Annotated in this window: 23 protein-coding genes; 20 read left to right on the top strand and 3 right to left on the bottom strand. The window is 66.6% G+C overall.

Annotated elements, in window-relative coordinates:
- Positions 1–26 precede the first annotated feature (26 nt).
- The 7 genes from rimM (at position 27) to BPET_RS10205 (ending at position 5,863) form a co-directional block, all read left to right on the top strand.
- Entirely contained in the window at positions 27–647 is a 621-nt protein-coding gene (gene rimM / locus BPET_RS10175; protein ID WP_012248923.1) for a ribosome maturation factor RimM, read from the top strand.
- On the top strand, positions 647–1,408 hold the full coding sequence (gene trmD, locus BPET_RS10180; protein WP_012248924.1) for a tRNA (guanosine(37)-N1)-methyltransferase TrmD: 762 nt from the start codon (positions 647–649) through the stop codon (positions 1,406–1,408). Before rimM ends, trmD begins: the two co-directional genes overlap by 1 nt.
- A 191-nt stretch (positions 1,409–1,599) precedes the next feature.
- A complete protein-coding gene (locus BPET_RS10185; RefSeq protein ID WP_012248925.1) occupies positions 1,600–2,259 on the top strand; it encodes a helix-turn-helix domain-containing protein in 660 nt (219 codons plus the stop codon).
- Positions 2,260–2,355: 96 nt separating this feature from the next.
- Entirely contained in the window at positions 2,356–3,108 is a 753-nt protein-coding gene (locus tag BPET_RS10190; RefSeq protein ID WP_012248926.1) for an ABC transporter substrate-binding protein, read from the top strand.
- Between the two features lie 74 nt (positions 3,109–3,182).
- Positions 3,183–3,836: an amino acid ABC transporter permease gene (locus tag BPET_RS10195; protein WP_012248927.1), complete on the top strand. Its 654-nt coding sequence runs from the start codon at positions 3,183–3,185 to the stop codon at positions 3,834–3,836.
- Positions 3,833–4,564, top strand: coding sequence for an amino acid ABC transporter ATP-binding protein (locus BPET_RS10200; protein WP_012248928.1), 732 nt, complete (start codon positions 3,833–3,835; stop codon positions 4,562–4,564). Before BPET_RS10195 ends, BPET_RS10200 begins: the two co-directional genes overlap by 4 nt.
- 9 nt (positions 4,565–4,573) lie before the next feature.
- The gene (locus BPET_RS10205; RefSeq protein WP_012248929.1) at positions 4,574–5,863 is read left to right on the top strand and encodes an NAD(P)/FAD-dependent oxidoreductase; all 1,290 of its coding nucleotides are present in this window, start codon (positions 4,574–4,576) and stop codon (positions 5,861–5,863) included.
- A 6-nt stretch (positions 5,864–5,869) separates the two neighbouring features.
- Here the strand turns inward: BPET_RS10205 and BPET_RS10210 are convergent, their stop codons facing one another.
- Both BPET_RS10210 and BPET_RS10215 read right to left on the bottom strand, forming a co-directional pair.
- Positions 5,870–7,216 carry an ATP-binding protein gene (locus BPET_RS10210; protein ID WP_041862847.1) on the bottom strand — a complete coding sequence of 449 codons (1,347 nt, stop codon included), beginning with the start codon at positions 7,214–7,216 and terminating at the stop codon, positions 5,870–5,872.
- Positions 7,204–7,881, bottom strand: a complete 678-nt coding sequence (locus BPET_RS10215; RefSeq protein WP_012248931.1) for a response regulator transcription factor — start codon at positions 7,879–7,881, stop codon at positions 7,204–7,206. Before BPET_RS10215 ends, BPET_RS10210 begins: the two co-directional genes overlap by 13 nt.
- A 137-nt stretch (positions 7,882–8,018) precedes the next feature.
- Between BPET_RS10215 and BPET_RS10220 the strand changes: the two genes are divergently transcribed.
- Complete coding sequence (locus BPET_RS10220) at positions 8,019–8,780, top strand: MipA/OmpV family protein (protein ID WP_012248932.1); 762 nt, start codon at positions 8,019–8,021, stop codon at positions 8,778–8,780.
- A 28-nt stretch (positions 8,781–8,808) separates the two neighbouring features.
- On the opposite strand, the gene BPET_RS10225 is transcribed toward BPET_RS10220, so the two are convergent.
- Positions 8,809–11,694, bottom strand: coding sequence for a valine--tRNA ligase (locus tag BPET_RS10225; RefSeq protein ID WP_012248933.1), 2,886 nt, complete (start codon positions 11,692–11,694; stop codon positions 8,809–8,811).
- A gap of 323 nt (positions 11,695–12,017) precedes the next feature.
- On the opposite strand from BPET_RS10225, the gene ndk reads away from it, so the two are divergent.
- The 12 genes from ndk (at position 12,018) to hflK (ending at position 23,832) form a co-directional block, all read left to right on the top strand.
- Complete coding sequence (gene ndk, locus BPET_RS10230; RefSeq protein WP_012248934.1) at positions 12,018–12,443, top strand: nucleoside-diphosphate kinase; 426 nt, start codon at positions 12,018–12,020, stop codon at positions 12,441–12,443.
- 27 nt (positions 12,444–12,470) lie between these two features.
- Positions 12,471–13,616: a 23S rRNA (adenine(2503)-C(2))-methyltransferase RlmN gene (gene rlmN, locus BPET_RS10235; protein WP_012248935.1), complete on the top strand. Its 1,146-nt coding sequence runs from the start codon at positions 12,471–12,473 to the stop codon at positions 13,614–13,616.
- The gene (locus tag BPET_RS10240; RefSeq protein WP_012248936.1) at positions 13,613–14,116 is read left to right on the top strand and encodes a helix-turn-helix domain-containing protein; all 504 of its coding nucleotides are present in this window, start codon (positions 13,613–13,615) and stop codon (positions 14,114–14,116) included. Before rlmN ends, BPET_RS10240 begins: the two co-directional genes overlap by 4 nt.
- Before the next feature lie 13 nt (positions 14,117–14,129).
- Complete coding sequence (gene ispG, locus BPET_RS10245) at positions 14,130–15,416, top strand: flavodoxin-dependent (E)-4-hydroxy-3-methylbut-2-enyl-diphosphate synthase (RefSeq protein WP_012248937.1); 1,287 nt, start codon at positions 14,130–14,132, stop codon at positions 15,414–15,416.
- Between the two features lie 56 nt (positions 15,417–15,472).
- Positions 15,473–16,759 (top strand): histidine--tRNA ligase, encoded by a 1,287-nt coding sequence (gene hisS, locus BPET_RS10250; RefSeq protein ID WP_085970255.1) that lies wholly within the window; start codon positions 15,473–15,475, stop codon positions 16,757–16,759.
- Position 16,760: 1 nt separating this feature from the next.
- Positions 16,761–17,399 (top strand): YfgM family protein, encoded by a 639-nt coding sequence (locus BPET_RS10255; protein ID WP_012248939.1) that lies wholly within the window; start codon positions 16,761–16,763, stop codon positions 17,397–17,399.
- 4 nt (positions 17,400–17,403) lie between these two features.
- On the top strand, positions 17,404–18,561 hold the full coding sequence (gene bamB / locus BPET_RS10260) for an outer membrane protein assembly factor BamB (protein WP_012248940.1): 1,158 nt from the start codon (positions 17,404–17,406) through the stop codon (positions 18,559–18,561).
- 23 nt (positions 18,562–18,584) lie between these two features.
- Positions 18,585–19,940 carry a ribosome biogenesis GTPase Der gene (der, locus tag BPET_RS10265; RefSeq protein WP_012248941.1) on the top strand — a complete coding sequence of 452 codons (1,356 nt, stop codon included), beginning with the start codon at positions 18,585–18,587 and terminating at the stop codon, positions 19,938–19,940.
- Positions 19,941–19,943: 3 nt separating this feature from the next.
- A complete protein-coding gene (hisC, locus tag BPET_RS10270; RefSeq protein ID WP_012248942.1) occupies positions 19,944–21,017 on the top strand; it encodes a histidinol-phosphate transaminase in 1,074 nt (357 codons plus the stop codon).
- Between the two features lie 147 nt (positions 21,018–21,164).
- Positions 21,165–21,401 (top strand): RNA chaperone Hfq, encoded by a 237-nt coding sequence (hfq, locus tag BPET_RS10275; RefSeq protein WP_012248943.1) that lies wholly within the window; start codon positions 21,165–21,167, stop codon positions 21,399–21,401.
- 81 nt (positions 21,402–21,482) lie between these two features.
- Positions 21,483–22,589, top strand: a complete 1,107-nt coding sequence (hflX, locus tag BPET_RS10280) for a GTPase HflX (RefSeq protein WP_012248944.1) — start codon at positions 21,483–21,485, stop codon at positions 22,587–22,589.
- A complete protein-coding gene (gene hflK, locus BPET_RS10285) occupies positions 22,555–23,832 on the top strand; it encodes an FtsH protease activity modulator HflK (RefSeq protein ID WP_012248945.1) in 1,278 nt (425 codons plus the stop codon). Before hflX ends, hflK begins: the two co-directional genes overlap by 35 nt.
- Positions 23,833–23,845 lie beyond the last annotated feature (13 nt).

The raw sequence follows: 23,845 nt of genomic DNA on the forward strand, positions 1-23,845 counted from the left end.
CCCGCGCTGCCTTGCCGGCCGGTTCTATGCCTGACGCCGCCCACGCCGCGGTTCCCGGCGACTTGGTCGAACTGGGCCGCATCAACGGGGCCTACGGCGTCAAGGGCTGGGTCAAGGTGCAGCCGCATTCTGCCCAGGCCGATGTGCTGCGCAAGGCATCCAGCTGGTGGCTGACCCGCCTCGTTCCTGAAAAGGCGCGAGGCGTTGTCGCGTCTGCGCCGCAAGAATACAAGGTTGTACAGGCGCGGCCCCAGGGCGCCAGCGTCGTCGCGCAACTGGCCGGCATCACCGACCGCGACCAGGCCGAGGCTCTGCGTGGCCTGGCAGTGCAGGTTTCGCGCAGCCAGTTTCCGGCCGCCGCCGACGACGAATACTACTGGGTCGACCTCATCGGTTGCGCCTTCTACACTAATGCCGAAGGCGAGCCGGCCCGCGTGGGCGTTGTCGAAGAAGTTTTCGATAACGGCGCGCACGCCATCCTGCGGGTGGTGCTGCAGCGCGCGCCCGCGCCCGGCGGCGAGCCCGAACCCCGGCGCGACGCCAAGGGGCGCCCGCTCGAAATGCTGGTGCCGTTTGTCGGCGCCCATATCCTGGCGGTTGATCTCTCCGCCCGCCGCATCGATAGCAACTGGCCCACGGAACTCTGATGCGCTTTGACGTCGTCACGCTTTTTCCGGACATGTTCGGAACCGTGCGCGACCTGGGCGTGACCGGCAGGGCGCACGCGCAGGGCCTGTGGGCCCTGCATGCCTGGAATCCCCGCGATTACACCCACGACGTGCATCGCACCGTCGATGACCGCCCTTACGGCGGGGGCCCGGGCATGGTCATGATGGCTGCGCCCCTTGAGGCCGCCGTGGATGCGGCGCAGGCGGGCCGCGCGGGGCAGGGCCTGGCGCCGGCGCCGGTAGTGCTGATGTCCCCCACTGGCCGGCGCTACGACCAGCAATACGCGCAATCCCTGGCTGCGGGCTCCGGCGCCGTGCTTATTTGCGGCCGCTACGAAGGCATCGACCAACGCTTCATCGACCGCTGCGTCACCGATGAAATCTCGCTAGGCGACTTTGTGCTGTCCGGCGGCGAGATCGCTGCGCTCGCCATCATCGATGCCGCGGTGCGGCTGCTGCCGGGCGCGCTGAACGATGGCGAGTCCGCCCTGCAGGATTCATTCCACGACACCTTGTCGGGCCTGCTCGACAGCCCCCATTACACCCGTCCCGAAGTTCATGCGGGCCAGGCGGTGCCGGCCGAGCTGCTCAGCGGCCATCACGCCAACATCGCTCGCTGGCGGCGCCAGCAATCGCTGCGGCTTACCGCCGAGCGCCGGCCTGACCTGCTCGAGCGCGCCCGCGCCAACGGCTGGCTCACCCCGGCCGACGAGCGCTACCTGGCCACCCTCGGCGCGTAAGCCGATCCCCTGGCGTCCCCCAGCGCCTCGCGCTGGTTGAACGTCCGCATCCCGCACGAACAGGGCGGCTCTTCAGTTCGTTCCATATTCTTCCGCCATCCCTAGGGAAGTCCCCACCTTGCCTGCGTGGCCGGTGCTGCTAGCATTGAAAATTATGTATATATGAAAATTTCAAATTTCATATCTTTCATATGAGCAGCCTGGCCGTCCCCGATGATCTCGCCTCGCGACGCTCGGCCCGCGCCTCGCGCGAGCCCGCGCCGGCTTCGGTGATCGACTTTTGGCTGGGCCAGCAACTGCGCCAGTTGCGCAAACAGCATGGGCTGTCGCTCATGCAGGTGGCCAAGGCCTGCGGCATTTCGGTGGGCCTGCTCAGCCAGGTCGAGCGCGGCCTGAGTTCGCCGTCGGTAAAAATCGTCACGCTGCTGGCTGGCCAGTTCGGCGTCTCGGTGGATTCGCTGCTGCGCGGGACTGGGCAGGGCGGCGGCGAGGCCGCCGGCCGCGTGGCGCGCGCCGGCACGCATCGCCGCGTCGACCTGCTCGACAAGGGCATCCACAAAGAGATGTACACCCCGCCCGCCGGCCGCAGCCTGGATCTCTGCCGGGCCCGCATCGCGCCGGGCGGATCCACTGGCGATGACTTGTTCTCTACCTGCATGGGCGAGCAGATCGGCCTAGTCTTGCAGGGCACGCTCGAGCTCTGGGTCGAAGACCAGGTCATGCTGCTGCGCGCCGGCGACAGTTTCTGCTATGCCAGCCGCACGCCGCGGCGCTGGCGCAATCCGGGTTCGGACGTCGCCGAAGTCATCTGGGCCATCAGCCGCATCGACTACCAGGAGGCCAGTCCGTAAACCGCGCCGGCCGGGCGCCGGCATGGCCGGCGGCAGACAGGCGCACATTACCGGCGCGCGACGCGCCTAGCTTTCCACAACAGTAGGGGAATATCCATGAAACAGAAGATCATGGCGGCAGCCCTGGCCGCCGCCCTGGCACTGGGAGGCGCCGCCCAGGCGCAGACTGTGCTGAAAGTCGGCTCCACGCCCACCGGCAGCCCGTTCACGTTCCTGGACACCAAGACCAACACCATCGAAGGGGTGATGGTCGACATCATCAAGGCGGTCGGCAAAGAGGCGGGCTTCGGCGTCCAGATCGAACCCATGGCGTTCTCGGCCCTGATCGGCTCGCTCACGTCCAAGCGCATCGACCTGATCTCCGCTGCCATGTTCATCACCGAGCCGCGCCAGAAAGTGGTCAGCTTTTCCCAGCCCGTGTATCGCTACGGCGAAGGCTTCATGGTGCCCAAGGGCGACGACAAGCAATACAAGTCGTTCGCCGACATGAAAGGCATGACGGTGGGCGTGCAGGTCGGCACGGCGTTTGTCGCGCCCATCCAGAACAGCGGCATGTTTAAAGAGGTCAAGCTCTACGACAACCCGCCCGACATGATGCGCGACGCGAACGCCGGGCGCATCCAGGGCGGCTTCATGGACTATCCCATCGCGGCCAGCATCATCGCCAAGGGCGCGTACCCCAACCTGAAGATGGCCAAGAGCTACGAGCCCATCGTGGTCGGCAGCCTGGGCATTGCCACGCGCAAAGAAGACACCGAGTTGCTGGCGCGCATCGACAAGGCGCTGACGAAGCTGAAAGCCGACGGCACCATCGACGGCATCCTGAAGAAGTGGAACCTGGCGGATTGAGCGCCGGACCCCGGCCGGCGGTCCGCACGCGGCCGCCGGCGCTTTCCACTTACCCCTCTAGGATGGACTGAACGATGATGGAGTTTTTCAACGATGCGCGCGAATTCCTGCCCATACTGCTGCAGGGCGCTACGCTGACGATCCTGGTGACCTTCGGGTCGCTGTTGCTGTCGACGCTGCTGGGGATGGTATGGGCCCTGATGCGGGTGTCCGGCATCAAGCCGCTGGCCAAGTTCAGCGCCGGCATGATCAACGTGCTGCGCGGTATCCCTATCATCGTGCTGCTGTTCTACATCTATTTCGTGATGCCCGACATGGGCATTGCGCTGACGGCCGTGCAGGCGGCCATCATCGGGCTGGGCATCGCGTATTCAGCCTATCAGGCCGAGAATTTCCGGGCCGGCATCGAGGCCATCGACCGCGGCCAGGTCGAGGCGGCCATGGCGATGGGCATGAGCTGGAGCATGACCATGCGGCGGGTAGTGCTGCCACAGGCGGTGAAAATCGTGCTGCCGCCCTATGGCAACATCATGATCATGATGCTGAAAGATTCCTCGCAGGCCTCCACCATCACGGTGGCTGAGCTGGCCTTGCAGGGCAAGCTGATCGCGGTTTCCACGTTCAAGAACGCCACGGTGTTCAGCCTGGTTGCCCTGATGTACCTGGTGATGTGCGTGCCGCTCATCCTGTTCGTGCGCCACCTGGAAAAAAGGAGTGCCGCCAAATGATCCTGCTGAAGAATGTGCACAAGAGCTTCGGCAAGCTCGAAGTCCTGAAGGGCATCGACGCCGAGGTCAGCAAAGGCGAGGTCGTCTGCGTGATCGGGCCCTCGGGCTCGGGCAAATCCACCATCCTGCGCTGCATTAACGGGCTGGAGCGCTACAACAGCGGCTCCATCACCATCGACGGCGAACCCGTCGACTGCGACTCGCCATCCATCGTGTCGATCCGCACCCAGGTGTCAATGGTGTTCCAGCGTTTCAACCTGTTCCCGCATCGCACGGCGCTGGAAAACGTTATTGAAGGTCCGGTCTTCGTCAAGAAAGAGCCACGCGCCCAGGCCATCGAGCGCGGCCGCGAATTGCTGGCCAGCGTGGGCCTGGCCGACAAGGCGGATGCCCATCCTCCCCAGCTTTCGGGTGGCCAGCAGCAGCGCGTGGCGATCGCGCGCGCCTTGGCCATGCAGCCCAAGGCCATTTTGTTCGACGAGCCCACTTCGGCGCTCGACCCCGAACTGGTGGGCGATGTGCTGGGCGTCATGCGCAAGCTGGCCGAGGCGGGCATGACCATGGTGGTGGTCACCCACGAAATGAGCTTTGCCCGCGAAGTGGCCGACCGCGTGCTGTTCATCGATGGCGGCGTGGTGGTAGAGCAGGGCGCCGCCCGCGACGTATTGAACCAACCGCAACATCCACGCACGCAGGATTTCCTGCACCGCGTATTGCATCCCATGTAAGGAGCCATCATGGCGCAAGCGCCATATCCGCTGTCGCATTCCTTGTGGGCCGCCACCGCGGCCCCGCCACCCCATACCACGGCGCTGGCGGGGTCGGCGCAGGCCGACGTGCTGGTCATCGGCGGCGGCTATGCCGGACTGAGCACCGCGCTGCACCTGGCCGAGCGCGGCATCGACACACTGCTGCTCGAGGCCCGCGAAATCGGTTTCGGCGGGTCGGGGCGCAACGGCGGACAGGTGATTCCCGGGTTGAAATACGACCCCGACGAACTCATCCGCATGTACGGCGCGCAGCGCGGCGAACGCCTTGTGCAGTTCGCCGGCGGCACGGCCGACCTGGTCTTCGGGCTGATCGAGCGCCACGGCATGGACGTGCCGCGCGAACGGGCCGGCTGGATCCAGGGCGCGCACACGCGGCAGGCGCTGGACATCGCGCACGCGCGGGCCGCGCAATGGGCGCGCTATGGCGTGCCCACCCGCAGCCTGGACAAGGCGCAGGTGGCTGCCCTGACCGGCACCGACCGCTACCAGGGCGGCTGGATCGATCCGCGCGCCGGCGCCATCCAGCCATTGAGCTACGTGCGCGGCTTGGCTCGCGCCGCGTTGGCGGCGGGCGCCCGCGTGCATACCGATACCCCGGTCCAGGCGCTGCGGCGCGACGGCGGGCGATGGGTGGCCGCCACGGCCGGGGGCGGCCAGGTGACAGCGCAGCGCGTCGTCATGTGCACCAACGCATACGGCCCGAGCCTGTGGCCGGGGCTGCGGCAATCCATCATCGATGCCAACACCTTCCAGGTCGCCACGCAGCCGCTGCCCGACGACGTGCGGGCCACGATCTTTCCGCAAGGCGGGGTGTGCTCGGATACGCGCAACCTGCTTCTGTATTTCCGGCTCGACCACCAGGGGCGCCTGCTGATGGGCGGGCGCGGCCCGTTCCGCGAGCCCAAGGGGCCGCAAGACTGGGCGCATCTGGAACGCGTGCTGGTCAAGCTGTTCCCGCAGGCGGCCGGCACCCCGTTCGAATTCCGCTGGTGCGGCCGAGTGGCGGTCACGCGCGATTATCTGCCGCACCTGCATGAGCCCGAGCCCGGGCTGCTGATCGACATCGGTTGCCAGGGGCGGGGCGTGGGTCTGCAGACCGCCATGGGCCAGGCGCTGGCCGCCTACACCGCGGGCGAGGGCGCGGATGCCCTGCCGGTGCCGCTCACGCGCATCAAGGGCTTTCCGCTGTATGGCCTGCGGCGGCTGTACGTCAATGCCGCGGTCGCGTGGTATCGCTTGAACGACGGCGGGGTCTAGGGCCTTTCAGTCCAGCCGCACCCACACCGCCAGGCCGCGGCCGCCTATACCTGCTGTGCACCATGCCTTGCCGCCGTGCAGGCGGGCGATCTGCGCCACCAGCGCCAGTCCGATGCCGCTGCCGCGCATGCCGCCGTTGGTGCCGCGGCTGCGGTAGAAGCGTTCGAACAGGCGTGGCCATTCGGCCTGCGGCACGCCGGGGCCGTCGTCGGCCACGCTCAGTAGCGCGCCACCATCTGGCGCGGGGGCGCAGCGCACCTCGATGTTGCCGCCCACGGGCGTATACCGCACGGCGTTGTCCATCAGATTGCCGACCAGGATGCCAACGGCGTCAACGTCGCCGTTCACGGTGCAAGCCTGCGTATCCAGCGTGATGCGTTGCCGCTTGCCGCGCGCCGCCGATTCATAATCCCGCACGCACATCGAGATCAGTGCGGCCAGATCCACTGGGGTGGCGGGGCGCTGTTCGATGGCGTCCAGACGGGCCTGGTCCAGCAGTTGCTCAGACAACCGGGTGGCGCGCCGGGCGACGGCCAGCAGGCCATCCAGCGCCACCTGGCGCGAGCCGCTTTCGCTGGCGTCGCGCGCCAGTTCGGCATGCGTGGTCAGCGCCGCCAGCGGCGTGCGCAGTTCATGCGCCGCGTCGGCGATGAAGCGGCGTTCGCGGCTCATGGCGGTGTCCAGCCGGGCCAGCAGCCGATTAACCGACACGATCAAGGGCTGCAGTTCCGCGGGCATGCCTTGCTGCGGCAGGGGCGCCAGGTCGAAGGGGTCGCGCGATAGCAACGTGGCGCGCAGCCGGTCCAGGCGGGCCAGGGTGTGGTTGACGACGAACCGCAGTGTCAGCGTCAGCAACAGGAACAGCAGCGCCGAAGCCTCCAGGCCTTGCCACAGCCAGGCCTGAAACTCGGCGCGCCGGTCTGCCAGCGCCATGCCCACCTGGATCTGAATCCGGTTGTCTACATCGCTGGAGGCATACATGCGCCAGGGTTCGCCGTTGACGGTCACGTCGGCATAGCCGTTTTCAAAGCGGTCGTTCAAGGGCGTGGCTGGCGCGCCTGGAGAGTGCGCCAGCTGGCGGCTGCCGTCGCGCGTCCATATCTGGAAATTGATCTGGGTCTCGAAAGACACCAGGCCTCCGTCGTCAGGCTCGAAGCCGATGGGTCCCTGGGCTTCGGTGAGCGACAGCGGCAATGATCGCATTGCGACATTGGCCACTTCATGCAGCTTCTGGTCCCACACGCCGGTCTGGGTGCGGCCTTGTTCGTAGGCGAACCAGGCGAACCAGCTCGCCCAGTTGACGGCCAGGGCGAGCAGCAGGCCCAGCAGCAGGCGGCGTTTCAGGGAAGGCAATCTGAGGCCTCGCCGAGCCGGTAGCCGTAGCCATGCACCGTGGCGACGATGTGGTCGCCCAGTTTGCGGCGCAGCTGGTGCACATACACCGCGATGGTATTGCTTTCGATGGTGCCGTGTCCGCCGTAGACAGCGTCTTCCAGCTGCTCGCGGGTCAGGCTGCGCCCCGGCCGCTCCATCAAGGCCAGCAGCGTCAGGTACTCGTGCTGGCTGAGCGTGACTTCGACGCCATCGCGCCGTACTTGCCGCGTAGCGGGATCGAGCGTGACGCCGGCGCAGGCCAGCAGCGGCGTGACCCGATTGCGGCTGCGGCGCAGCACGGCCCGCAGGCGCGCCAGCAGCTCGTCGAGCTGGAACGGCTTGACGATGTAGTCGTCGGCCCCGGCGTCCAGGCCCCCGATACGTTCGCTCAACTGGTCGCGCGCCGTGACCAGCAGGACGGGCGTGGCGTCGTAGCGGGCCCGCAGGGCGCGCAGCACCGACAAGCCGGATTCGCCCGGCAGGCCGATATCCAGCAATACGGCCGCATAGGGCGAGCCGGCCAGCGCCAGGCGGGCCTCGGCGGCGTCGCGCGCCCAGTCGACCGTGGCCCCGAGCTTTTGCGCCAGGCCGGCTTGCATGGCCATGCCCAGCATGGCGTCGTCTTCCACCAGCAGTATGTGCATGCGATTTCGTCCATCGGGAAGCGTGCCGCGCAGTATGCGGCACGGCCATTAAAAACAATTTAAAACCCTGGCTGCACAATCCGGTGCCATGGCAGGAGCCGCAAGGCGCGGCTCCGCCGATATTAAGAGGAATTGCCATGAAACGCCGATTGCGATGGGCCGCCGGACTGGCCCTGTTGGGAATGGCCGCGGGGCAGGGCGCGCACGCGCAGAGCCAGAATTTCATTGGCCTGGCGGCCGGGGTATTGCCTGAATACGATGGCGCCAAAGACTACCGCTTTCTGCCGGTGCCGCTGATCAACTACCAGAGTGGCCATTTCTTTATTTCGCCGCGCGCGGGCTTGCCCGCCACCGGCCTGAAATGGGACCTGGCGCCTGACGTCACGGCCGGCCTGTTTCTGGGCATGAGCCTGGGGCGCGACGATGACGCCGACCGGATCAAGGGCCTGGGCGATATCGATTTCCATGGCGTCTACGGCGCGTACCTCGAATGGCATCCCGGCCGGTTTTCGCTGGGCGCCGCCTACCGCCAGGCCATGCGCAGCGGCTACGGGGGCACGCTGGAACTGCGCACCAGCTATCGCGTGCTGCAGACCAGCCGCAATGTGGTCACCGTAGGCGCCAGCACGTTGTGGGGCAGCCACGACGACATGCAGACCTGGTTCGGCGTCACCCGCTCGCAGGCCGCGAACAGCGAAGCCGGCCTGAAGCCGTATTCGGCCTCGGCCGGCTTCAAGTCGGCGGCGTTGTTCACCAACTGGCGCTACAGCCTGGACAAAGACTGGACCGTGGTCACCACGGTGGGCGTCAAGACGCTCCTGGGCGACGCGCGCGACAGCCCCATCGTCGAGCGTGAAACCAGCGCGTTCGGCTCGCTGGGCATCACGTATTCATTCTGACCGGCGGGGGCCGCACGGCCCCCTCGGTTCAGCCCAGCTTGGCGCGCTGCTCGCGCACCTTGGCCAGGGTTTCATTGAACTGCGCCAGCCGGGCCTTTTCCTGCTCTACCACGGCGGCCGGCGCGCGCTCGACAAAGCTGGCATTACCCAGCTTGCCGGCAGCCTTGGCCGCCTCGCCTTCGAGGCGGGCGATTTCCTTGTCCAGGCGGGCGCGCTCGGCCGCCACATCGATCTCGACGTGCAGCATCAGGCGCGCGGTGCCCACCACCTGCACGGGCGCGCCGGCGTCGGGCAAGGTGTCGACCACGTCGACCTGGCTCAGCTTGGCCAGCGCCGCCAGATAGGGGGCGTTGCGCTGCAAGGTGGCGGCATCGCCTTGCGCTACTAGCGGCACGCGCTGCGCCGGCGACAGGCCCATTTCACCGCGCAGCGCACGCACGGCCTCGACCTGGGCCTTCAGATCCGCGACGTCGGCTTCGGCAGCCGGATCGACCGCGTCGGGGTTGCTGCGCGGGTAAGGCTGCACGCTGACGCTGTCGGCGACATCGGCCTGGCGCTTGCCGGCCACTACCGACACTTTTTGCCACAGCGCTTCGGTAATGAACGGAATGATGGGGTGGGCCAGCCGCAGCACGGCCTCCAGCACGCGGATCAGCGTGCGGCGGGTGCCCAGTTGCTGCGCCGGCGTGCCTTGTTGAATTTGCACCTTGGCCAGCTCGACATACCAGTCGCAGTATTCATCCCATACGTAGCGGTACAGGGCATTGGCCACGTTGTCGAAGCGGTAGTCGGCAAAGCCGCGCTCGACTTCGGCCTCCAGGGCCTGCAGCTGGCTGACGATCCAGCGGTCGGCGAACGACAGTTCGGCCGGCTGATCGCCGCCCAGGTCGTGGCCTTCGGTGTTCATCAGCACATAGCGGGTGGCGTTCCACAGCTTGTTGCAGAAGTTGCGGTAGCCTTCGCAGCGCTTGAGGTCGAAGTTGATGTTGCGGCCCAGCGTGGCGTAGGCCGCCATGGTGAAGCGCAGCGCGTCGGTGCCGAAGGCCGGGATGCCGTCGGGGTACTGGCGGCGCGTGGCTTTTTCAATGGCGCCGGCCTGCTTGGGGTTCATCAGGCCGTAGGTGCGCTTGGCCACCAGGCCGTCCAGGCCGATGCCGTCGATGAGGTCCACCGGATCGAGCGTGTTGCCCTTGGACTTGCTCATCTTCTGGCCGTCGGCGTCACGGATCAGGCCGTGCACGTATACATGCTTGAACGGAATCTGCCCGGTCAGGTGGGTGGTCATCATGACCATGCGCGCCACCCAGAAGAAAATGATGTCGAAGCCCGTGACCAGCACGCTCGACGGCAGGTAGCGCCGCAGGTCGGGCGTGTCTTCCGGCCATCCCAGCGTAGTGAAGGGCACCAGCGCCGACGAGAACCACGTGTCCAGCACGTCGGGGTCGCGCGTCAGCGGTCCTGCAACGCCGGCCGCGCGCGCCTGTTCCTGCGCCTGCGCCTCGGTGTGGGCCACGAACACCTGGCCGTCTTCCGAGTACCAGGCGGGAATCTGGTGGCCCCACCACAATTGCCGCGAAATGCACCAGTCCTGGATGTTGTTCAGCCACTGGTTGTAGATGGTGGTCCAGTTTTCCGGATAGAACTTGATGCGGCCGTCGGCCACCACGTCGAGCGCCACCTGGGTGATGCTCTTGCCCGGATGCCGCGTGCCTTCGGGCGCCGGCTTGCTCATGGCCACGAACCACTGGTCGGTCAGCATGGGTTCGAGCACCACGCCGGTGCGGTCGCCCTTGGGCTGCATCATTTTGTGCGGCTCGACCCGCACCAGGTACTGTTCGGCCTCAAGCTGGGCCACCACGGCCTTGCGGGCCTCGTAGCGCTCCATGCCCTGGAACTGCTTCGGGCCGTTCTCGTTGATGTGCGCATCCAGCGTGAAGATCACGATCAGGGGCAGGTCGTGGCGCAGCGCGCAGGCGTAGTCATTGAAGTCGTGGGCGCCGGTGATCTTCACGCAGCCCGTGCCGAATTCAGGGTCGACGAAATCGTCGGCAATAATGGGGATATTGCGGTCGCACAGCGGCAGTTCGACCATCTTGCCCACCAGATGCTGGTAGCGCGGATCGTCGGGGTGCACGCACAGCGCGCCGTCGGCCAGCATGGTCTCGGGGCGGGTGGTGGCGATGGTCATGCCGCGCAGGGTGACCGTCTGGCCGTCCTTGTCGACGATGGTCTGGGGGCCGTCGACGAACGGGTACAGAATGTGCCACATGTGGCCGTCGACTTCCTCGGACTGCACTTCCAGGTCGGAAACCGCCGTCAGCAGCTTCGGGTCCCAGTTGACCAGCCGCTTGCCGCGGTAGATCAGGCCTTGCTGGTACAGGCGCACGAAGGTCTCCACCACGCCGCGCGACATGCGGTCGTCCATGGTGAAGTACTCGCGCGGCCAGTCGGCCGAGGCGCCCAGGCGGCGCACCTGGCCGGTGATGGTGTTGCCCGACTGCTCTTTCCATTCCCAGACTTTTTCGATGAACTTCTCGCGGCCGAGGTCGTGGCGCGAGACTTTCTCGGCGTCGAGGCGGCGCTCGACGACGATCTGGGTGGCGATGCCGGCGTGGTCGGTGCCCGGCACGAAGACCGTGTCGTCGCCGCGCATGCGGTGGTAGCGCACCAGGCCATCCATGATGGTCTGGTTGAACGCGTGTCCCATGTGCAGCGTGCCCGTGACGTTGGGCGGCGGAAACTGGATCACATAAGGCTCGGGGTCGGTCCCCATTTTTACGTGCTGGCCCGCGGTGAAATAGCCGCGCCGTTCCCATTCGGCGTACCAGCGCGCCTCGAGTTCGGCGGGCTCGAAGCTCTTGGGCAGGTCGGCAGAGTCGGTTTCGGACGGGATCGGGGCTGCGGCTTCAGTCATTACGGGTTCCGGCAAAAAAGCGGGGGCGGGCCAATAGGCGGCCAAGCAAACCTGCAATTTTAAGATGTATTGCGGTCTTGACGGCGTGCTAGAATGCCGGGTTACTGTAAACCTTTCAGAAGTCCCTGTTTTTATTAATTATTTAAGAAAAACGCGGCGGTCGCCGGAAAGTTCCGGAACCTTGTGGAAGGGCCCAGTCTCGAATCCAGCCCGGAATGCCGCACCGCAGACAGGCCGACCCACCGTTGCCTCGGTGCGGGCCAGGCCGTCGTGGCGTGCAACCCATCAACCGAAAAACAGTCAAACCCAGTTTGGAGTTTCCTATGTCCGTCGAACGCACTCTCTCGATCATCAAGCCCGACGCCGTTGCCAAGAACGTCATCGGCCAGATCATCGCCCGCTTTGAAAACGCCGGCCTGAAGGTCATCGCCGCTCGCCTGCAGCAACTGTCGCGCGCCGATGCCGAGCGCTTCTACGCCGTGCACAAAGAGCGCCCCTTCTTCAAGGACCTGGTCGACTTCATGGTCTCGGGTCCGGTGTTCGTGCAAGTGCTCGAAGGCGAAGGCGCCATCCAGAAAAACCGCGACCTGATGGGCGCCACCGATCCCAAGAAGGCCGCGCCGGGCACCATCCGCGCCGACTTCGCCGACAGCATCGACGCCAACGCCGTGCATGGCTCCGACGCCGCTGAAACGGCCGCCGTCGAAGTCGCGTTCTTCTTCCCCGAAATCAACATCCACAGCCGTTGATCCGCGCCTTGCGCGCCTGAGCAAGTCATGGAAACCGCCGAACGCGTCAACCTGCTGGGCCTCGATGGCGCCGCCCTGTCCGACCTGGTCGGCCAATGGGGCGGCAAGCCGTTCCGCGCCCGCCAGTTGCAGCGCTGGATACACCAGCGCGGCGCCGACTCGTTCGACGCCATGACCGACCTGGCCCGCGACTTCCGCGGCCAGCTGGCGCAGCAGTGCCGCATCCAGGCGCTGCCGGTCAATACCGAGCAGCGCTCGTCCGACGGCACGCGCAAGTGGCTGTTCGACGTGGGGCAAGGCAATGCCATCGAAACCGTCTTCATTCCCGAAGACGACCGCGGCACGCTGTGCGTGTCCAGCCAGGCAGGCTGCGCAGTCAACTGCCGCTTCTGTTCCACTGGGCACCAGGGCTTCAACCGCAACCTGACCTCCAGCGAAATCATTGGCCAGCTCTGGTGGGCCAAGCGCGTGCTCGAGGCCGATGCCGGCACGGCGCGGCTGGGCGGCGCCGGCAACGACGACACGCGCGTCGTCAGCAATGTGGTCATGATGGGCATGGGCGAGCCCCTGCTCAACTACGACCAGCTCCTGCCGGCCCTGCGCCTGATGCTCGACGACAACGCCTATGGCCTGTCGCGGCGCCGGGTCACCGTGTCCACTTCGGGCGTGGTCCCCATGATGGACCGCCTGTCGCGCGACTGCCCCGTGGCGCTGGCCGTGTCGCTGCATGCGCCCACCGATGCGCTGCGCGACGAACTGGTGCCGCTCAACAAAAAGTACCCGCTGGCCGAGCTGCTGGCCGCGTGCGAGCGCTACCTGGCCAGCGCGCCGCGCGATTTCATCACCTTCGAATACTGCATGCTCGACGGCATCAACGATACCGACCAGCATGCCCGGGCGCTTATCCAGGTAGCCCGGCAGGTGCGCTGCAAGCTCAACCTGATTCCCTTCAATCCGTTTCCCGCCTCGGGCCTGAAGCGTTCGCCTTCGGCGCGAGTGAAAGTCTTCGCACAAAGGCTGATGGACGCCGGCATCGTCACCACCGTGCGCAAGACGCGCGGCGACGACATCGACGCCGCCTGCGGCCAGTTGGCCGGCGAAGTCCGCGACCGCACGCGCGTGGCCCAGCGCAACGCCGGCCGTACCATTCCCATTGCACAGGTGCAGGCATGACGCAGGAGCTCGACCCGGCTGTTTCCGCAAGCGAATCCCCCATGCAGGCCCAGGCGCAGGCCGCCACGGTCGGCCAGGCCTTGCAGGCCCTGCGCGTGGCGCGCGGCTGGTCGCTCGACGAAGTCTCCAGCCGCATCAAGTTCTCGGCGCGCCAGATCCAGGCGCTCGAAAACGAGCAATGGGCCAAGCTGCCTTCCGGGGTGTCGCTGCGCGGCCTGATCCGCAGCTATGCGCGCCTGCTCGATGCCGACGCCCCGGCTATCGTCGCCTCCCTCGAAACACAAATCGCCGCGGCGCCCGCCTCCGGCGCCGGGCATCGCGCTGGCCGCCCCATGGCCGTGCCGATCCAGCCGCACGACGACGAGCGTGGCGGCGCGCCCTGGGGCTGGCTGCTGGTCATCCTGGCCCTGTTGGTCGCGCTGGTCGCCTACGCGTTCTGGCAGGGCTGGCTGCCCGCCGAATGGCTGCCCACGGCCTGGTTCTCCCGGGTGAATCCGTAATACCGGTGTACGCATGCAACAGCCGTCTCCGCCCTGCCACGACGTTCCGCCACCCGAAGTAGGGGCCGCGCCGCGCCGGCCCACCCGCTCGGTTGCCGTGCAATGGGGCGACCGCCGGGTCGTCATCGGCGGCGCCGCGCCGGTCGTGGTGCAATCCATGACCAACACCGATACGGCCGACCCCATCGCCACCGCCATCCAGGTCAAGGAATTGGCGCAGGCCGGGTCCGAGCTCGTGCGCATCACGGTCAATACCCCCGAGGCCGCCCGTGAAGTCATCGCCATCCGCGAACAACTCGACCGCATGGGCGTGTCGGTGCCGCTGGTGGGCGACTTCCACTACAACGGCCACAAGCTGCTCACGCAATTTCCCGATTGCGCCCAGGCGCTGTCCAAGTACCGCATCAACCCCGGCAACATGGGCGGCGGCAAGCGGCGCGACGACAACTTCGCCCAGATGATCGAAGTGGCCTGCCGCCACGACAAGCCAGTGCGCATCGGCGTCAACTGGGGTAGTCTCGACCACGAACTGATGGCGCGCAAAATGGACGAAAACAGCCGTCGCGCGCAACCCTGGGAAGCCCAGGCGGTGATGCGCGACGCGCTGGTGGTCTCGGCCATCAGCAATGCCCAGCGCGCCGAGCAGCTGGGCCTGCGCGGCGACGCCATCATCCTGTCGTGCAAGGTCAGCCACGTGCAAGACCTCATCGCCGTCTACCGCGACCTGTCCGCGCGCTGCGACTACCCCCTGCACCTGGGCCTGACCGAAGCCGGCATGGGCAGCAAGGGCATCGTCGCCTCGACGGCGGCGCTGGCGGTGCTGCTGCAGCAGGGCATCGGCGACACCATACGCATTTCGCTCACCCCCGAACCGGGTGGCGACCGCGCCCGCGAAGTCATCGTGGCCCAGGAAATCCTGCAAACCATGAACCTGCGGGCGTTCACGCCCATGGTGGTGGCCTGCCCGGGTTGCGGGCGCACCAGCAGCACGTTCTTCCAGGAACTGGCCGACAGCATCCAGTCGTACCTGCGGCGCCAGATGCCGGTATGGCGCGCCCGCTATCCGGGCGTCGAAAGCATGAACGTCGCCGTGATGGGCTGCGTGGTGAATGGCCCGGGCGAAAGCCGTCACGCCGATATCGGCATCAGCCTGCCGGGCACGGGCGAAGTGCCGGCCGCTCCGGTGTTCATCGATGGCGAACGCACCGTCACCCTGAAGGGCGACCGCATCGCCGAAGAATTCCAGACCATTGTCGAAGACTACGTCGCGCGCCGCTATGGCGCGCAGGCCACTCACTGAAAAAGGGGCTGAGCCGCCTGGCGCGCCGCGGTGCGGGCCGTCGCGGCATGAAGAAGATGACGCAAGCTTTCCAGAAAGTCGCCGCCATACGCGGCATGAATGACGTACTGCCTGGCGACGGCGCGCGCTGGGAACAATTCGAGAGCATCGTGCGCGAATGGCTGCGCGGCTACGGGTACCGCAACGTGCGCACGCCCGTGCTCGAGCATACGCGCCTGTTCGCGCGCGGCATCGGCGAAGTCACTGACATCGTCGAAAAAGAGATGTACACCTTCACCGATGCGCTCAATGGCGACTCGCTCACCATGCGGCCCGAAATGACCGCCGGCGTGGTGCGCGCCAGCATCGAGCACAACCTGCTGTACGACCGGCCGCAGCGCGTCTACAGCATCGGCCCCGTGTTTCGCCACGAGCGCCCGCAGCGCGGCCGCTACCGCCAATTCCACCAGATCGACGTCGAAGCCCTGGGCTTTGCCGGCCCGGACGTCGACGCCGAGCTCATCGTCATGCTGGCGCGCCTCTGGAAGCGCCTGGGCCTGACCGACGTACGACTGGAGCTCAATTCGCTGGGCCAGCCCGCCGAGCGCGCCGCCCACCGGGCCGCGCTCATCGAGCACCTCGAACGCCACCGCGACATCCTCGACGAAGACGGCCAGCGGCGCCTGTACAGCAACCCGCTGCGCGTGCTCGACACCAAGAATCCGGCCATGCAGGCCATGGCCGACAGCGCGCCGCGCCTGTTCGATTTCCTGGGTGACGAATCTCGAGCCCACTTTGATGGCCTGTGCCAGTTGCTGGCCGATGCCGGCATCGAATACCGGCTCAATCCGCGCCTGGTGCGCGGGCTCGACTACTACAACCTGACCGTCTTCGAATGGGTTACCGACCGCCTGGGGGCGCAGGGCACGGTGTGTGGCGGCGGCCGCTACGACGGCCTGATCGAGCTGCTGGGCGGCAAGCCCGCGCCCGCGGTCGGTTTCGCCATTGGCATGGAGCGCCTGCTCGACCTCTGGGAACAAAGCGTGCCGCCGGCGCCCACGCCCGAATGCGAGGTCTACGTGGTGCACCAGGGCGAAGCGGCGCAGCGCCTGGCCGCGCGCGTCGGCGAGCAACTGCGCGACGCCGGTCTGTCGGTCATCGTGCATGCCGGCTCGTCCGGTTTCAAATCGCAATTCAAGCGGGCCGACGCCAGCGGCGCCCGTGTTGCGGTTATTCTTGGCAGCGATGAAGTGGCCGCCGGCACCGCCAGCGTGAAGTTCTTGCGTGCCGACGCAGCCGGCGAAGCCGCGCAGCAGCAGGTCGCGCTGGACCGCCTGGCCGACGTTTTGAAATCCAAGGGTTAGCATGGCATACGATCTCGAAGAACAGGAACAACTCGACGCAATCAAGGCCTGGTGGGCGCGCTACGGCACGCTCGTGGTGACCCTTGCGGCCATCGCCGCGCTGGCCTGGGGCGGCTGGTGGGGCTGGAAGGCCTACCAGACGCATCGGGCCAACCAGGCCATGGGCTACTTCGAGGCCCTCGAAGACGCCGCCCGCCTGGGAGGCACGGATTCCACCGTGCGCATCAAGGCCGCGGCCTCGACCTTGCGCAGCGACTACCCGTCCACGGGCTACGCGGCGCGCGGCGCCCTGGTGGCCGCCCATGCGCTCGAACAGCAGAACGACATCGCCGGCGCGCGTGAACAGCTCGAATGGCTGGCCGGCCAGTCCAAGCAGGCCGCGCTGCAGCCGGTGGCGCGCGTGCGCCTGGCCGGCCTGCTGCTCGACCAGAAGCAATACGACGCCGCCCTGGCGCAGCTCGATAACCCCCCGGCGGCGTTCGCCGCGCTGTATGCCGATCGCCGCGGCGACATCCTGGCCGCCCAGGGCAAGCCTGAAGATGCCCGCAAGGCCTGGCAAGCCGCGCTCGACGGGCTTGCCGCCAACGACCCCCTGCGGCAGGCCGTGCAATTGAAACTGGATGCCCTCAGCGGAGCCTGATCGTATGTTTAATTTCCGTCCCGGCCGCATGTGGCGCGGCGCAGCCCTGGCCGCCAGCCTGCTCGCGCTGGCCGGCTGCTCGATGTTCTCCAGCAACGACGACCGCTACGAGCCCGCGCCTCTTACCGAGTACGCGCCGGGCATGTCGGTGCGCACCATCTGGTCCACGTCGGTGGGCAGCGGCTCCGGTTTCGGCTTCGTGCCCGTCGTTGTCGGCGACGCGGTCTATGCCGCCACGCCCGACGGCTCGGTCGCCAAGCTTGAGCTGGCCAGCGGCCGGGTGCTCTGGAAAGCCGATGCCGACACCAAGCTGTCGGCCGGCGTCGGCAGCGACGGCGCCACCACCGTCGTCGCCTCGCCGCTGGGCGCGGTCATCGCCTTCGACGACACCGGCAAGGTCAAATGGAAGGCTCAGGCTTCCAGCGACGTCGCCATTCCTCCGGTCGTCGGCTACGGCGCTGTCGTGGTGCGCAGCGGCGACTACCGCATCCAGGCGTTCAACATCGAGAACGGCGAGCGTCTCTGGAGCCTGCAACGTCCGGGGCCGGCGCTGGCCTTGCGCAGCAACGCGCAAATGATCATGGCCGAAGGGCTGGTCATTACCGGCCTGCCGGGCGGCAAGCTGCTGGCCATCAACGTCGGCAGCGGCAACGTGCAATGGGAAGGCACCGTGGCCACCCCGCGCGGCGCCAGCGACCTCGAACGCCTCACCGACGTCGTGGGCGCGCCGCGCATCGCCGGCAACCTGCTGTGCGCGGTCGCCTACCAGGGCCGCATTGTGTGCTTCGATGTCACCCAGGGCGGACGGCCGTTGTGGGCCAAGGAATTCTCCAGCGCCAGCGGCATGGCGCTGGACAACCAGTTCGCCTACGCGCCCGACCAGCACGGCGTGGTCAGCGCATTCGCGCTCGACAGCGGCACCAATGTCTGGAAGCAGGCCGCCCTGAAGAATCGCAAACTGACCTCGCCGGCCGCGTTGGGCGGCGCCGTGGCTGTCGGTGATTTCGACGGCTACGTCCATTTCCTGTCGCGCAGCGACGGCAGCCTGCTGGCCCGCCTGTCGGTGGGCGGCGGGGCCATCGTCTCGCCCCTGCAAACCACGCCGCAAGGCCTGTTGGTGCAGAACGGCAACGGCAATCTCGTGCTGATCGGCACCAACTAACTTTTCAATCTGCCAGTCCTACCGTGTCTTTCAAGCCCGTCGTCGCCCTGGTCGGCCGCCCCAATGTGGGCAAGTCGACCCTCTTCAACCGCCTGACGCGTTCGCGCGCGGCGCTGGTTGCCGATTATTCCGGCCTGACGCGCGATCGCCACTACGGCGAGGGCAGGGTGGGCGACACGCCCTTCATCGTCATCGACACCGGCGGTTTCGAGCCGGTGGCCAAGACGGGCATCCTGCGCGAAATGGCGCGCCAGACCCGCCAGGCCATCGCCGAGGCCGACGTGGTGGTGTTCCTGGTCGACGCGCGCGCCGGCGTCAACGCGCACGACCACGAAATCGCGCAGTTGCTCCGTAAATCTGGCCAGCAGCGCGTGGTGTTGGCGGTCAACAAGGCCGAAGGCATGGGCGTGGGCAATGCCACCAGCGAGTTTCACGAACTCGGCCTGGGCACGCCATATCCGATTTCCGCCGCGCATGGCGACGGCATCGTCGATCTCATCGGCCTGGCCCTGCAAGACCTGGTCGAGCCCGAGCCCGAACCGGCCCCTGACGCCGCCGACCTGCCGCCCGACCATCGCATCAAGCTTGCCATCGTGGGCCGCCCCAACGTGGGCAAGTCCACGCTCATCAACACGCTGCTGGGCGAAGAGCGCGTCATCGCCTTCGACCTGCCGGGCACCACCCGCGACGCCATCGAGATCGATTTCGAGCGCGACGGCCGCAAGTACACCCTGATCGACACGGCCGGCCTGCGCCGCCGCGGCAAGGTGTTCGAGGCTGTCGAGAAATTCTCCGTCATCAAGACGCTGCAGGCCATCGAGGCCAGCAACGTGGTGCTGCTGATGCTCGATGCCCAGACCGAGGTTTCCGAGCAAGACGCCCACATTGCCGGGTTCGTGCTCGAAACCGGCCGGGCGGTGGTGGTGGCCATCAACAAATGGGACGGCCTCGACATCGACCAGCGCGAGCGCATCGAACGCGAGTTCCGGCGCAAGCTGCGCTTCCTGTCGTTCGCGCCTACCCACACCATCTCGGCCCTGAAGGGCCAGGGCATCAAGCCGGTGCTCAAGTCGGTGGTGGCCGCGCATGCCGCCGCCTTCGCCAAGCTGTCCACGCCCAAGCTCACGCGCGAGCTGCATGCCGCCGTCGAGCAGCAGCCGCCGCCGCGCAAAGGCATTTTCCGGCCCAAGATGCGCTATGCGCACCAGGGCGGGCAGAATCCGCCGCTGGTCATCATCCACGGCAATGCGCTCGACGCCATTCCCGATTCTTACCGCCGCTACCTGGAAACCCGTTTCCGCGAGGCTTTCAAGCTGGACGGCACGCCGCTGCGTATCGAGTTCAAGTCGTCGCGCAATCCCTACACGCAGGAAAGCTGATTCATGAGCCGCTACTGGAGTCCCGTCGTCGGGACACTCAGTCCCTACGTGCCGGGCGAGCAGCCCAAGCTGCAAGACCTGGTCAAGCTGAACACCAACGAACACCCGTTCGGCCCGTCGCCCAAGGTACTGCAGGCCCTGCGCGCGGCCTGCGACGACAGCCTGAAGCTGTATCCCGATCCCGGCTCCGAGCGGCTGCGGCAGGCCATCGCCGCCTATTGCCAGGTCCAGCCCGAACAGGTCTTCGTGGGCAACGGCTCCGACGAAGTGCTGGCGCACGCGTTCCAGGCGCTGCTCAAGCACGACGGCCCGCTGCTGTTTCCCGACATCACCTACAGCTTCTATCCGGTGTATTGCGGCCTGTACCAAATCGCCGGCCAGGCGGTTGCGCTCACCGAAGATTTCTGTATCGATGTGCAAGATTACCTGCCGGCCGCCGGGCGCGCGGCGGGCGGCATTATTTTCCCCAACCCCAATGCGCCAACCGGCCGCGCGCTGGCCCTGGGCGACGTCGAACGCATCGTGGCGGCCAACCCCGACATTCCGGTGGTCATCGACGAAGCCTATGTCGATTTCGGGGCCGAGTCGGCTGTGGGGCTGGTGTCCCGCTACGACAATCTGCTGGTCGTCCAGACGCTGTCCAAATCGCGTTCGCTGGCCGGCCTGCGGGTGGGGTTCGCCATCGGCAGCAGGGTGCTCATTGAAGCGCTCGAGCGCGTCAAGAACAGCTTCAATTCCTATCCCATCGACCGGCTGGCCGAAGCCGGCGCCGTGGCGGCCATCGAAGACACGGCGTATTTCGAGCGCACCCGCCAGGCCGTGATCGCCACGCGCGAAACCCTGGCCGGCCAGTTGCAAGAGCTGGGTTTTCAGGTGCTGCCATCGGCCGCCAATTTCCTCTTCGCCCGCCACCCCGGGCACGACGGCGCCGCCTTGGCCGCGGCGCTGCGCGAGCGCAGCATCATCGTGCGCCATTTCAGGCAGGCGCGCATCGACCAGTTCCTGCGCATAACCGTGGGCACCGAGACCCAATGCGCGCGGCTGGTCGAGGCTTTGCAGGCCATTTTGGCGGACTGAAAAACCGGCCGGGGCCTGGCTTCGCTTGTCCTGACACCTTATGAAAGAATTTGCCCCTCGGGGCAAGTGGCACGGGCCGGGAAAACCCTGTAGAGTACATATTTCGGCGTCTGCCACCACTCAAAACAATCAATTGGAGCCTGGCCAATGAGCAATAAAGGGCAAACTCTGCAAGATCCGTTTCTGAACACGCTGCGCAAAGAACATGTGCCCGTGTCCATCTATCTGGTAAACGGCATCAAGCTGCAAGGGCAAATAGAATCTTTCGATCAATATGTGGTGCTGCTGCGCAATACCGTGACGCAAATGGTGTACAAGCATGCCATTTCCACGGTCGTTCCGGCACGCGCTGTCAATTTCCAGGTGGATGTTCCCGCTGAATAATCATCAGGCTCCGGCTGTACCTTTTCCTGCCCGCCGCACGGCTCGTGTCGGCGGGCATTTTCGCAGTGGCGGGGCGGGTTCATGCGCGCGTTGATCATCAGTGTTGACCTGGGCAGTCCCGATTTCCTGGCGCATGCCGAAGAATTCGCCATGCTGGCGCGCGGGGCAGGGGCCGAGATCGTCGGCACCGTCACGGTGCGGCGCGACCGCCCCGACGCCAAATTCTTCATCGGCTCCGGCAAGGTCCAGGAAGCCGTGGCCATGGCCGGCGCGCTGCTGGCCGACCTGGTCCTGTTCGACCAACCCCTGTCGCCTGCCCAGCAGCGCAACCTCGAGCGCGAGTTCAACCTGCGCGTGGTCGACCGGGTGGCCCTCATTCTCGATATCTTCGCGCTGCGCGCCAAAAGCCACGAGGGCAAGTTGCAGGTCGAGCTGGCGCAGCTGCAGCACCTGGTCACCCGCCTGACCCGCCTCTGGACCCACCTCGAGCGCCAGCGCGGCGGTATCGGCATGCGCGGGCCGGGCGAATCCCAGCTCGAAATGGACCGCCGCATGATCGGCGCCAAGGTCAAGGTGCTGCGCGAACGGCTCGACCGGGTAGAGCGCCAGCGGGTCACGCAGCGGCGCGCCCGGGCGCGCGGCGGAGCGCTGTCGGTGTCGTTGGTGGGGTACACCAACGCAGGCAAGTCCACGCTGTTCAATGCCTTGACGCGGGCCGGCGCCTACGCGGCCGACCAGCTGTTCGCCACCCTGGACACCACCACGCGCCGCATCTGGATCGAGGGCACGGGGTCGGTGGTGTTGTCCGACACCGTGGGGTTCATCCGCGACCTGCCGCCCAACCTGATCGCCGCGTTCCGCGCCACGCTCGAAGAAACCATCCACGCCGACCTCCTGCTGCATGTCGTCGATGCCGCCAGCCCGCAGCGCGACGAGCAGATCGCCGAGGTCAACAAGGTGCTGGCCGAAATCGGGGCGGGTTCGATTCCCACCATTCTGGTGCACAACAAGATCGACCGCGCCGGGCTGGCCCCCCGGATCGAACGCAATGCCCATGGTACGATTGCGCGAGTATTCGTAAGCGCTACCGAGCGCGCCGGTCTGGATGCGTTGCGCGGGGCAATTGCAGAGATCGGCCAGATTGTGGGAAACAATGCCTCGAATCACCAAACTCTTCAATCTGAATGACCCAGGCTGGGGTCGCGGCAACAACAATGGCTCCGAGCCGCCCAAGCGCCCCAAGGGCAACAGCGACGGTCCGCCCGATCTCGACGAGGTCTGGCGCGATTTCAACAACCGCGTCGGCTCGCTGTTCGGGCGCAAGGGCGGGGGCGGCGGCAACCGCGGCGGCATGACCCCGCCGTCGCCGCGCGGCGCCCGCATCGGCCTGGGCGTCATTGCCCTGGTGCTGGTGCTCCTGTGGCTGGCCAGCGGGTTTTTCATCGTCCAGGAAGGCCAGGTCGCGGTCGTGACCCAGTTCGGCAAATACAAGAGCACCGCCGCGCCGGGCTTCCAGTGGCGCCTGCCTTACCCCATCCAGAACGCCGAAACCGTCAACATTTCGCAGTTGCGCACGTTTGAAGTGGGCTTTCGCGGCAGCTCGCGCAACAAGGTGCTGCCCGAAGCCCTCATGCTCACCACCGACGAGAACATCGTCGACATGCAGTTCGTAGTGCAATACCGCCTGCGAGCCGACGGCGCGCCCGATTACCTTTTCAACATGCGCGACCCCGACGAATCGGTGCGCCAGGCCGCCGAGACCGCCATGCGCGAAATCGTCGGCAAGAAGCCCATGGACTTCGTCCTGTACGAAGGCCGTACCGAAGTCGCCGTCGAGGTGCAAAACCTGATGCAGCAGATCCTCGACCGCTACCAGTCGGGCATCCAGGTCAGCACCGTCGCCATCCAGAACGTGCAACCGCCCGAGCAGGTGCAGGCCGCGTTCGACGACGCGGTCAAGGCCGGCCAGGACCGCGAGCGCCAGATCAACGAAGGCCAGGCCTACGCCAACCAGGTCATTCCCATGGCCGGCGGGCAGGCTTCGCGCATGCTCGAGCAGGCCGAGGGCTACAAGGCCAAGGTCATCGGCGACGCCCGCGGCGACGCGGCGCGCTTCACCAGCATCCTGGCCGAGTACGAAAAGGCGCCCAAGATCATGCGCGAGCGCATGTACCTGGAAACCATGCAGCAGATCTTCTCACGGGCCAGCAAGGTCATGGTCGACACCAAGAACAGCAACAACATGCTGTACCTGCCGCTCGACAAGATTATGCAGCAGGCCGCGCGCGACGCATCGGTCAAGCCGACCGCGCTGCCCGGCGCCAGCCAGCCCACCGTACCGCAGCCGCCTGCGCGCAGCACCGGCGCAAGCTCGTCCGGCAATACTGGCAGCAGCAGCAACACGCTGTCTCGCGACCGCCTGTCGCGTTAACCCGGAGGAGCCC

The sequence above is a fragment of the Bordetella petrii genome, assembly GCF_000067205.1.
In the GTDB taxonomy this organism is placed as follows: Bacteria; Pseudomonadota; Gammaproteobacteria; order Burkholderiales; family Burkholderiaceae_B; genus Bordetella_A; species Bordetella_A petrii.